Origin of the sequence: Stenotrophomonas sp. 22692 (genome assembly GCF_052045015.1) — a bacterium.
GTDB lineage: Bacteria > Pseudomonadota > Gammaproteobacteria > Xanthomonadales > Xanthomonadaceae > Stenotrophomonas > Stenotrophomonas geniculata.
The window spans coordinates 95,093-106,162 of the sequence record NZ_JBQEMR010000011.1 but is presented as its reverse complement, the minus strand read 5'-3'; the positions used below and the strand labels follow the sequence as shown (position 1 = coordinate 106,162).

Sequence of the window (11,070 nt, the reverse complement as noted above, 5' to 3'; positions counted from 1 at the left end):
GTAAACCCATCCATGGGGGCTCGATGGCGCCATCCATGGCGCCAACGGTCCTGCCGGGCCACACCCACCCGCCCTCGACAGTTTGCTGCGGCTGACAGTAGATCCACGCCATGCGTGGATGAAGCTGCCTGGAGACGATGGATCAATCGATGTGACGGAACACCTGGATCACTTCGCGGTCCTGCGGCGCACCCAATACCCCACGCCCAGCAGCACGAACCACACCGGGCTGGCGATCAGCGCCTGGCGGGTGTCGCCCTGCAGGCTCAGCAGCACCAGCACGGCGGCGAAGAACACCAGGCAGGCCCAGCACATGGCGACGCCGCCGGGCATCTTGAAGATCGAGGCAGCGTGGCGTTCCGGGTAGCGGCGGCGATAGGCCATGTAGGCCACCAGGATCAACGACCAGACGAAGATGAACAGCACCGTCGCCAGCGTCGTCACCAGGGTGAAGGCGGTCACCAGGTTTGGAATCAGGTAGATCAGCAGGGTGCCGCCGAGCAGGCACAGGCACGAGAACAGCAGGCCGCGGGCCGGCACTGCAGCGCGCGACAACTTCGACAGCCCCCTCGGTGCGTGGCCTTCCTCAGCCAGGCCGTACAGCATGCGGCTGGTGGAGAAGATCCCGCTGTTGGCCGAGGACGTGGCAGAGGTCAGCACCACGAAGTTGATCAAGCTGGCCGCGGCCGGAATACCAGCCAGCACGAACAGCTGCACGAACGGGCTCTTGTCCGGCACCACCTGGCGCCACGGGGTGACGGCCATGATCGCGATCAGCGCCAGTACGTAGAAGATGATGATGCGCACCGGAATCGAATTGATCGCCTTGGGCAGGTTGCGCTCGGGGTCGGCGGTTTCGGCGGCCGTGGTGCCGACCAGCTCGATGCCGACGAAGGCGAACACTGCAATCTGGAAGCCGGCGAAGAAGCCGACCAGGCCCATCGGGAACATGCCGCCGTCATTCCACAGGTTCGACAGCGCCGCGGTATGACCACTGGGCGAGGTGAAGCCCCATGCCACCAATCCGGCACCGGTGATGATCAGCGCGCAGATCGCCACGATCTTGATCAGCGCGAACCAGAACTCCATCTCGCCGAACAGCTTCACCGTCACCAGGTTCAACGACAGCAGCAGCATCACGCACGCCAGCGCCGGTTTCCAGGCTTCAAGCCCGGGGAACCAGAACTGCGCGTAGGCGGCAATGGCGATCACATCGGCGATGGCGGTGACAATCCAGCAGAACCAGTACGTCCATCCACAGAAGAAGCCGGCCCAGGGGCCGAGCAGATCGGTGGAAAAATCGATGAAGGATTTGTACTGCAGGTTGGACAGCAACAGTTCGCCCATCGCGCGCATCACGAAGAACAGCATCGCGCCGATGATCAGGTAGACGAAGACGATGGACGGGCCGGCCAGGCTGATGGTCTTGCCCGACCCCATGAACAGGCCGGTGCCGATGGCACCGCCAATGGCGATCAACTGCAGGTGGCGGTTGGACAGGCTGCGGCGCAGGTGCTCGGGGGGCGTTGCGGGCTCGGTCATGGGCGCGGGCAAAAGGGCGGGCGAAGCGTTCGACGGTAGTCCTCCTCAGGCAGGAGCGCCAGCGCCGGATGAGCCAATCCCGTCAAACTTGGCCGCTTTCATCACAATGTGACCAAATACCGGATTCATCCCATTCCGCCCGGCCCGGCGCCATGCTCAGATAGCCGCACCTGCCCAAGGATCGGCCCGACCATGCGCCCTGCCCTGCCCGCCCCGCTGGAACCCCGGCCATGAGCCGGCTGCGCGTCATCATTGGTGGCACCGCACTGGCGCTGCTGGCCGCGGCCGTGCCGATCGCGGTGATGGCCTATGCCACCTGGGACCGTGCGGTCAGCGTCGAGCAGCAACGCCTGCGCGACATTGCCGGCCGTGCCCTGCGCCGCGCCGACCAGTCCTACCAGGAAGCACTGGCGGCACTGCAGTCGGCCGAGGTCGGCGCCCACAACGCCTGCGGGCCCGACCATATCCGGCGCATGCAGACGCTGGTGATGACCTCGCCGTCGGTCGACCAGATGGGCTACTTCGAGGGTGGCAAGCTACGCTGTACGTCGTGGGGGCCGTTCCTGTCCGACGTCAACCAGCCCAAGTCCGACCACGTCACCAGTGATGGCGCCGGCATCGCCGTGGATGTGCGCCCCGAGGCAAGCGGACGGCGCCAGGTCCTGTCGATCCTGTATGGCAACTACGACGTGCTGGTCGATCCGCGCCGCTTCGTCGATGTCATCGCCGACCCGAACGTGCGCCTTGCCCTGGCCAGCCCGGACGGCCGCCTCCTGGCCAGGCAGGACGGCATGGATCCGGCATTGCTGGAGACCCTGCTGCGCGCGCCTGGTGAAGGCCTGGACCACAACACCCTGTACGCCACCGCCCGCAACGAAGAGTGGCTGGCGATCGCGACCACACCGCGTACCGCGCTCGCCGCGACCTTCCGCCAGCAGGCGTGGCTGTTCGTGCCCATCGGCGTTCTGCTGGCCGCTGTCGGTGCCGGCCTGGTGATCTGGCTGTCGCGTCGCCGCCTGTCGCTGCGCGGCGAGCTGGCCACGGCGATCCGCCGCCGCGAGCTGTACCTGCACTACCAGCCCATCATCGAACTGGATACCGGCATCTGCGTCGGCGCCGAAGCGCTGGTGCGCTGGCAGCGCCCGGATGGCACCCAGGTGCGGCCGGACCTGTTCATTCCGCTGGCCGAAGAGGCCGGCATGATCGGCGCGGTCACCGATCTGGTGATCGAGAACGTGGTGCGCGACATGCGCGAGCTGCTGGTGGCCGACCGCAGCGCGCACATCGCAATCAACCTGGCCGCCGAAGACATCAGCAGCGGCCGCGCGCTGAAGATGATCTCCAAGCACATGGCCGGCAGCGGCATCCTGCCGCAGCAGATCTGGATGGAGGCCACCGAGCGCGGCTTCCTCGACCTGGACCGCGCCCGCACGATGCTGGCACAGGCACGTCGGGCCGGGCACAGCGTGGCCATTGACGATTTCGGCGTCGGCTTCTCCAGCCTGCAGTACCTGGAACAGCTGCCGCTGGACGCGCTGAAGATCGACAAGTCGTTCATCGATGCGATCGGCACCGAGAGTGCAACCAGCCCGGTGACGCCGCACATCATCGACATGGCCAAGGAGCTGGGCCTGTGGGTGGTGGCCGAGGGCGTTGAAACCGAGGCACAGCTGGCGTATCTGCATACCCGCAAGGTCGAGTTCGCGCAGGGCTGGCTGTTCTCGCGGCCGCTGCCACGGGATGAGTTCGTGGTGTTCCATCACAAGCGGCAGCAGCGCTATGGCGCGGCGCGGGAGCACATGCAGAATCCGCGCAGCGTGCCGATCGAGCGTGAGGGAGTGGAGTAGGACGGCGAACGGCGGAGCCCCTCGTGGTGGGTCGCGTACTGCTATCCCCGGGGTGGCCGGGACGGTCGGGTTCGCGGGGGACGCCGTAAACCCGTCCATGGGGGCTTGGCCGCAGCATCCATGCCGCGGACACCCCCGCGAACCCGACCGCCCCGGCCTCTGACAGGTTCCGGCGGCGTCCCGCCACGGAATCAACAGAAGAAAGCAAAAGCAAAGGCAAACGCGGGTCGCTGTGCTCGGTGTATCCACGCCATGCGTGGATGGCGTGGACCACGGTAGTGTCGGCCGCTGGCCGGCACCGCGCCATCACTGATCGCCGCCTACGCCCAGGCCTTCGGCCGTGCCAGCAACCACGCCACGCTCACCGACAGCAGCAGCAACGGCAGCCATCCCAACTGGTTCGGGCCGCCCGCCTGCAGCAGCACACCCCCTGCTACGCCACCGGCAGCAATGGCCAGGTTCCAGCCGGTCACCAGCATCGACTGCGCCAGATCCGCGGCGGCACCGGCACGCCGCGCCAATGCGGTCTGGAACAACGTAGGTACCGCGCCAAAGGCAACGCCCCACAGGATCGTCGCCAGCAGCAGCGCGATCGCGTCGCCCGGCCACAGCAGCAGGGTCAGCACCGGCACGATGAAGCCGATCACCGCGGCCCACACCAGCGTGCGCAGATGACGGTCCACACCCCAGCCGGCAATGCCGATGCCGGCGATGGCGGCCAGGCCGAAGGCCAGCAGCAGGCGGTCCAGCCACGGGCCGGCACCGGCCTCCACCGCCAGCGGTTCGATGTAGGTGTAGAGCACGTTGTGCGCCAGCACGTACAGCACCATCACCGCCAACGCACTGCGCACGCCCGGCATGCGCCACACCGTAGCCAACGACGTACGCTGACCGGCCGCCGCCGCCGGCAACGCGGGCAATGCCCAGCGCGCGTAGGCCAGCAGCACGACTGCCAGCACGCTCATCAGCGCGAATGCCCAGCGCCAGCCGATCTGCTGGCCCAGCAACGTGCCGGCCGGTACGCCCAGCGACAGTGCCAGCGGCGATCCGACCATCGCCACCGCGATTGCCCGACCCTGCAGCGAGGGCACCACCATGCGCGCGGCGTAGCCGGCCACCAGCGACCACAGCAGCCCGCCGCTCACGCCGGCCAGGAAGCGCGCGGCCAGGATCAGCGGGTAGCTGCTGCTCAATGCAGTCAGCGTATTGACCACCACGAAGCCGGCAATCGCGGCGAGCAGCAAGGGACGTCGCGGCAGGCGCTGGGTCAGTGCGGTCATTGGCAGTGCGGCCATCACCGAGCCAAGCGCATACACGCTGACCAGCTGGCCAACCGCCGCGTCGTTCACACCGAGGCTTTCGCCCATCGGCCGCAGGACGCCGGCCGGCAGGGTCTCGGTCAGCAGAGTGATGAAGCCGCCACCGGCCAGCGCCAGCAGTCCCGCCCACGGTAGGCGCGTGGCTTCACCGGCCGGGCCAGCCGTATCGATGGCATGGCCGCTCATCGCGCGGTCTCCAGATCGGCATAGACCGCATCGCGCAGCTCATCGACGAAGGCACCGTCCATGCCTTCGTACAGGGTGTTGGTCAGCGCCACCACGCTGAGCCCACGCGCAGGATCGACAAACCAGCTGTGCCCGTAGGCGCCGCCCCAACGCCATGTGCCTGCGCTCTGCGGCGTACCGCTGGCGGCCGCATCGCGCAGCACCGCAAAGCCAAGGCCGAAGCCCCAGCCGGCCGGTTCCGGCGGCCCCTGTTCACCCACCTGCGGGCTGGCCATCTCCGCTGCCAGTGCGGGCGGCAACAGGCCTGAACGCTGCACGTCACGCAAGGCCTCCAGCACCGCCATCACTTCATCGGCGCTACCGACCAGGCCTGCCCCGGCCGAGGGGAAACGGCTGGCATCGGTGGCGCGCGCGAGGCTGTATTCGATGCCGACGGTACCCTCGAACGGAGCGACCACCTCGCCTTCGCGCAGGCGGTGCGGCTGCGGTGTGTCGCTCACATAGGGCGTGGCCAGCCGTGCCGCGTTGCGCGCAGCGAAGGCGGTGTCCCGCAGGCCCAGGGGTGCGGCCAGCAAGCGCTCGAACAGTGCCTGCAGGGATTCACCGGTCGCTGCTTCAGCCACGGCACCGGCAACGTCCACGCCCAGCGAGTACAGCCACTGGCTGCCCGGCGCGAACAGCAGGGGTGCCTGCGCGATGCGGCGCACGTTGTCGGCCAGAGAGAGCGGGTTCGCGTCCATGCCATCGCTGACGCCAGCGCGTGCGTAGGGACCCTTCGCATCGGCTTCGAGAAAGCGATAGCCCAGCCCGCTGCTGTGGCTGAGCAGCTGGCGCAGGCTGATCGCTGGCGTGCTGCCATCAGCCAGCGCCGGGCGGAAGTCCCGCAGCCAGCGCTGCACCGGTGCATCCAGGTCGAGCACGCCCTCGGCCACCAGGCCCAGGATCACCGTGCTCAGCAGCGGCTTGCTCACCGAGGCCAGCCGGAACAGCTGGTCGCGCTGCATCGGCGTGGCCGACTCGCGATCCGCCAGGCCCGTGGCGCTGGCATGGCGCAGCGCGCCGTGCTCGCGCACCAGCACCACCGCACCGACCAGGCGCTGCGGGTGGACCTGCTGCAGCAGCCGCTGCACCGAAGGCAGTGTCGGCGCAGGTTCGAAGGAAGGAGCGGCATTCATCGCGGTGATCCGTGGGGGAGAGGCCGCCACGTTAGGCAGCGGGCGTCCGCGCAAAAAGCCGGTTGCCGCTCCGGGCATCATGGACCGTGTAGTCCGCAATCGGTATGATGGCCGGAACCGCAAGGCCGCAACGGTCTCCACGCCACCCCGCACCACAGTGTTGCGATGGCGGGGCCGCCCGCTACAGCCGCGCCGGCCTACCCTGCCGCTTTCATTGCCCGCACGCCCATGTCAGTCCTGGACAACCTCGCCAACCTGCAGACCTTCGTGCATGCCGCCGACACCCGCAGCTTTGTCGAGACCGGGCGCCTGCAGGGCATATCCGCCTCGGCAGCGGGCAAGTGCGTGGCGCGGCTGGAGCACGCACTGGGCGTGCGCCTGTTCCACCGCAGCACGCGCAGCATCACGCTCACCGCCGAGGGTCAGCTGTTCCTGGCGCGTTGCCGGCGCATCCTCGACGAGCGCGATGCCGCACGCACCGAGCTGGCACAACCGCACGCCTCGCCCCGTGGCACCCTGCGCATCAGCCTGCCCCTGGTCGGCGACCTCACCCTGCCGTTGATGGCCGAATTCATGGCGGCGTATCCGGATATCCGCCTGGACCTGGACTTCAGTGACCGCCTGGTTGATGTCATCGAAGAGGGCTTCGATGCGGTGCTGCGCGTCGGCGAACCCAGCGACTCGCGGATGAATGCACGCCGGCTGGGGGTATTCCCGCGGCGTGTCGTTGCCTCGCCGGGCTACCTGCAGCGCTGCGGCGTTCCGCGCACGCCGGCAGGCTTGATGCAGCACACGCTGCTGCACTATCGCTTCCCCACCACCGGCAAGCTGGAACCGTGGCCGATCCACTGGCCCGACGATGAAACGCCGCAGGAGCTTCCGGTGCACATGGTGGCCAACACCATCGAAGCGCGGGTAGCGCTCGCACTGCGCGATATCGGCCTGGCCTTCGTGCCGGTGCACTCGGTGCGCGATGCCCTGGCCGACGGCCGCCTGGTCACCGTGCTGGACGAACACGTGCATTCCTGCGGCACCTTCCATCTGCTGTGGCCGTCGGGCCGACACGTACTGCCGAAGCTGCGGGTGTTCATCGACTTCGTCGGCGCCCGCCTGGGTACCGTACCGTAGCCGCGAGCAATCCACCCATGCCCGGCCCACAGTAGATCCACGCCATGCGTGGATGCTTCTCGCGGCGAAAGGAAGCCGAGCATCGGCTCGGCTCTACAGAACCGCCCGACCATCGGTAGCGCCGGGCCATGCCCGGCGGCCGCGCACCCGACCATTCAGCCACTGCCGCTATACTGGCCGCTCATTCCTCCAAGAGGCTCGCGACCAATGCGCCATTGATGCCGCCGTCTTCCCACTAGACGGCCTGACTCTTCCCGCCCCTGCGCGCAGGGGAGAACCCGGCATCCATGGAGGTCGCATGACCCCGCATTCCCTCACGCTCGATCGCGTGTCGTATCGATTGGCCGACGGCCGCCCGCTGTTTTCCGATCTGACGTTTTCCTTCGAACCGGTCGCCACCGGCCTCGTCGGTGCCAATGGCGCCGGCAAGAGCGTGCTCGCACGCCTGCTGGCCGGCCGGCTGCTGCCCGACAACGGCCAGGTTCGCGGCAGTGGCCGCGTGTTCCTGTTGCCGACGCCCGGCTATCCCCCCGCCGGCACGGTCGGTGAACTGGCCGGTGTCGGCGCGGAACTGGCCGCACTGCAACGCATCGAAGCCGGCAGCGTGGACGAGGCCGACTTCGCCCGCGTCGGCGACCGCTGGGATCTGCGCGAACGCCTGCAGCAGCAATGGCGTACGCTGCAGCTACCCGACGACCTCGATCCGGCCCAGCCGGCCGCGCGCCTCAGTGGTGGCCAGGCCATGCAGGTGGCGCTGTCCGGTGCCTGGGCCAGCGGTGCCGATTGGCTGATCCTGGACGAACCCAGCAACCACCTCGATGCACGCCATCGCCAACAGCTGTACGAGCAGTTGCAGCAGTGGCGCGGTGGCCTGCTGGTGATCAGTCATGATCGCGAACTGCTGGCGCACATGCAGCAGATCGTCGAGCTCGATGCGCGCGGGCTGCATCGCTATGGCGGACCGTGGCAGCACTACGCCGACGCGCGCGCCTCCGAACGTGAAGCCGCCGCCGCCCAGCTTGACCATGCACGTGCACAGCACCGGCAGCAGCAACGCAGCGCGCGCGAACAACACGAACGCCAGCAGCAGCGCCAGGCACGTGGCAATCGTGATGCGAAGCAGGCCAACCAGGCCCCGATCCTGCTCGGCCGGCAGAAGCAGCGCGCCGAGGCCAGCCACGGCCGCGCACAGCAGGTGCAGGCCGAGCGCCTGCAGGCCAGCGCAGAGCAGCTGCGCGCAGCGGCATCTGCGGTGCATGCGGCGCCGGAACTGGCGCTGTTTGCCGGTGCGGGCGAGCGTGGCAGCGCGCGTCTGCTGGAGGCCGAGGCGCTGGTGCTGCCACATGGCTGCAGCGCCCCGCTGCAGCTGGAGATCCGCCGGGGGCAGCGCATCGCCGTGGTCGGTGACAACGGCAGCGGCAAATCGACCCTGCTGCGTGTGTTGGCCGGCCAGCTGCCTGCATGCAGTGGCACCGTGCAACGGCATGCACCACTGGCCCTGCTCGACCAGCAGTTGCTGGGGCTGTCCGGCGCGCGCAGCATCCTTGACACCGTGCAGGCCGCCAACCCGCGCGCGGACCCAGGCGAGCTGCGCACGCGGCTGGCCCTGCTCGGGCTGGATGCACAGCGCATCCAGCGGGCGGCCCACAGCCTCAGTGATGGCGAGCGGGTGAAGGGTGCGCTGGCCAGCGTGCTGTATGCCGATCCCGCGCCCCAACTGTTGCTGCTGGACGAACCCGGTAATGCGCTGGATCTGAGCGCATTGCAGGCGCTGGAGGAACTGCTTGCGGCGTGGCCGGGCGCGCTGGTGATGGTCAGCCACGACCGGCACCTGCTGCAGGCATTGCGACCGACGCAGGTGCTGCAGGTCACCGGCGACGCCTGGCAATGGCGCGACGCCTTGTAGATCCACGCCATGCGTGGATGGAATGATCCGCCAGCCGAGCGTGGGCTCGGCTCTACAAGGCGGGCAAAGACCGGTTGAACCGCCATCCACGCATGGCGTGGATCTACAGGAACCGGCAGCTCAACGCTTCCACACCGGGAATGCCTGCGGCATCTGCTGCCACAGCAGCGGTCCCGCACGCAGCTCCTGTTCGTTGAGCAGGCAGGCATCCAACTCTGCGCGCACGGCGCGCTCGTCCATGTGCACGCCAATCACCACCAGCTCCTGGCGGCGATCCCCCCACAACGGGTGCCACAGCCGCTGCATCGCCGTGTACGCGGCCGAGTCCGGAAATTCCTCAAGCCCCGGCAACGGTGCGCTCCAGCAGTCGGCCTGCTGGCGCGCCCAGCCCAGGTCGCTGTACGGCAGCGGTGTCGGCGGCAACAGCGGTGTGGTGTCCTCGATGCCCGCACGCACGCGATCGCGCGCGGCGTACCAGAAGCCCGCCGCCTGCGTCCGCGTCGCGGCACCCACGGTGTTCAGCTCGCCCACCCAGTCCATGCGGTTGGCCAGCCAGAACCAGCCCTTGCTGCGGATCACGCCAGGCATCCCCGACTGCAGCGCGCGTGCGAAGCGCGCGGGATGGAACGGACGTCGCGAGCGGTAGACGAAGCTACCGATGCCGTACTCCTCGGTTTCCGGTGTGTGCTCGCCCCGCAGTTCCTTCACCCAGCCCGGCGCACGTTGCGCACGCTCCATGTCGAAGCGACCGGTATCCAGCAGCTCGGCCAGCGGCACATTGCCGAAGCTGGACAGCAGCAGCTTCGCGTCGCGGTTCAGGCCACGCAGCACGGCCAGCGTGTCCTGCAGCACTTCGTCATCCACCTGGTCCACCTTGCTGACCACGATCACGTCGGCAAACTCCACCTGCTCGCACAGCAGGTCAACCACGCCGCGATCGTCCTCCGGGCCGGCCTGCTGGCCGCGCTCAGCCAGTCGCGACGTCGAGCCGAAGTCGGCAAGGAACGCGCTGCCGTCGACCACTGTCACCATCGTGTCCAGCCGCGCGATGTCACTCAGGCTGAAGCCGTGCTCGTCGCGCACCGCGAAGGTGGCCGCCACCGGCATCGGCTCGCCGATGCCCGTCGATTCGATCAGCAGATAGTCATAGCGGCCCGCATCGGCCAGGCGCCGCACTTCCTGCAGCAGGTCATCGCGCAGCGTGCAGCAGATGCAGCCGTTGCTGAACTCCACCAGCGTCTCTTCGGTGCGGCGCAGTTCGGCACCGCCTTCGCGCACCAGCTGCGCGTCGATGTTGACCTCGCTCATGTCGTTGACGATGACCGCCACGCGCAGGCCCTCGCGGTTGCGCAGGATCTGGTTGAGCAGGGTGGTCTTGCCGGCCCCCAGGAAGCCGGACAGCACGGTGACCGGAAGGCGACGGTCGGCGCGGGAAACAGTGTTCATGTCGGAGCGGGTTGGCTGCGGAACGGAAATGTTACTGTATAACAATTGTTGCGCAAGGAAACTCCCCCGATGAAGTCGCCTTCTGCCGCCCTGCTTGATGCCGGCGCGGTCGCCCTGTCCAGCCTGTGCCTGCTGCACTGCCTGGCGCTGCCCCTGCTTGCCGCCGCGCTGCCGCTGTTCGGCACCTGGGCCGAAGCGGAATGGGTCCATCTGCTGTTCGTGGCCATCGCCCTGCCGTTGACCGGCTATGCACTGTGGCGGGCCGAGCGCCGTCGCCCACTACCGGTGCTGGCCTGGGCTACCGCCGGCGTCGGTCTGGGCCTGTTGCTGGCCGGCGCGCTGGCGCTGCCCACGCATGATTGGGAAACGCCGATGACCGTCGCCGGCAGCCTGCTGCTGGCCGCCACGCACATCTGGAACGCACGGCACCGGCACGCAGGGTAGAGTCGACTGTTAGTCGACTCTCGCGCGAAGCGCGGGATCTCATGCCGCCTGGGCGAAGAGCAGTCGACTAACAGTCG

8 protein-coding genes are annotated in these 11,070 nt (G+C 68.3%); 4 read left to right on the top strand and 4 right to left on the bottom strand.

Annotated elements, in window-relative coordinates; translation table 11 throughout:
- Positions 1-168: 168 nt before the first annotated feature.
- The gene (gene cycA / locus ACTJJM_RS11170; protein WP_010484152.1) at positions 169-1,542 is read right to left on the bottom strand and encodes a D-serine/D-alanine/glycine transporter; all 1,374 of its coding nucleotides are present in this window, start codon (positions 1,540-1,542) and stop codon (positions 169-171) included.
- Positions 1,543-1,772: 230 nt separating this feature from the next.
- On the opposite strand from cycA, the gene ACTJJM_RS11165 reads away from it, so the two are divergent.
- Entirely contained in the window at positions 1,773-3,389 is a 1,617-nt protein-coding gene (locus tag ACTJJM_RS11165) for an EAL domain-containing protein (RefSeq protein WP_010484153.1), read from the top strand.
- A 320-nt stretch (positions 3,390-3,709) separates the two neighbouring features.
- Here the strand turns inward: ACTJJM_RS11165 and ACTJJM_RS11160 are convergent, their stop codons facing one another.
- Together ACTJJM_RS11160 and ACTJJM_RS11155 are read right to left on the bottom strand one after the other, a co-directional pair.
- A complete protein-coding gene (locus ACTJJM_RS11160; RefSeq protein ID WP_440865491.1) occupies positions 3,710-4,894 on the bottom strand; it encodes an MFS transporter in 1,185 nt (394 codons plus the stop codon).
- Entirely contained in the window at positions 4,891-6,069 is a 1,179-nt protein-coding gene (locus ACTJJM_RS11155) for a serine hydrolase domain-containing protein (protein WP_224328922.1), read from the bottom strand. Before ACTJJM_RS11155 ends, ACTJJM_RS11160 begins: the two co-directional genes overlap by 4 nt.
- 228 nt (positions 6,070-6,297) lie before the next feature.
- Between ACTJJM_RS11155 and ACTJJM_RS11150 the strand changes: the two genes are divergently transcribed.
- Together ACTJJM_RS11150 and ACTJJM_RS11145 are read left to right on the top strand one after the other, a co-directional pair.
- Positions 6,298-7,197, top strand: a complete 900-nt coding sequence (locus ACTJJM_RS11150; protein ID WP_010484156.1) for a LysR family transcriptional regulator — start codon at positions 6,298-6,300, stop codon at positions 7,195-7,197.
- A gap of 298 nt (positions 7,198-7,495) precedes the next feature.
- On the top strand, positions 7,496-9,103 hold the full coding sequence (locus tag ACTJJM_RS11145; protein ID WP_413410123.1) for an ATP-binding cassette domain-containing protein: 1,608 nt from the start codon (positions 7,496-7,498) through the stop codon (positions 9,101-9,103).
- 120 nt (positions 9,104-9,223) lie between these two features.
- Here ACTJJM_RS11145 and ACTJJM_RS11140 read toward each other — a convergent pair whose 3' ends face one another.
- The gene (locus ACTJJM_RS11140; RefSeq protein ID WP_043399868.1) at positions 9,224-10,549 is read right to left on the bottom strand and encodes a GTP-binding protein; all 1,326 of its coding nucleotides are present in this window, start codon (positions 10,547-10,549) and stop codon (positions 9,224-9,226) included.
- Positions 10,550-10,618: 69 nt separating this feature from the next.
- Here ACTJJM_RS11140 and ACTJJM_RS11135 point away from each other — a divergent pair, with 69 nt between their 5' ends.
- Positions 10,619-10,993, top strand: a complete 375-nt coding sequence (locus ACTJJM_RS11135) for a MerC family mercury resistance protein (protein WP_043399871.1) — start codon at positions 10,619-10,621, stop codon at positions 10,991-10,993.
- The last annotated feature ends 77 nt before the right edge of the window (positions 10,994-11,070 follow it).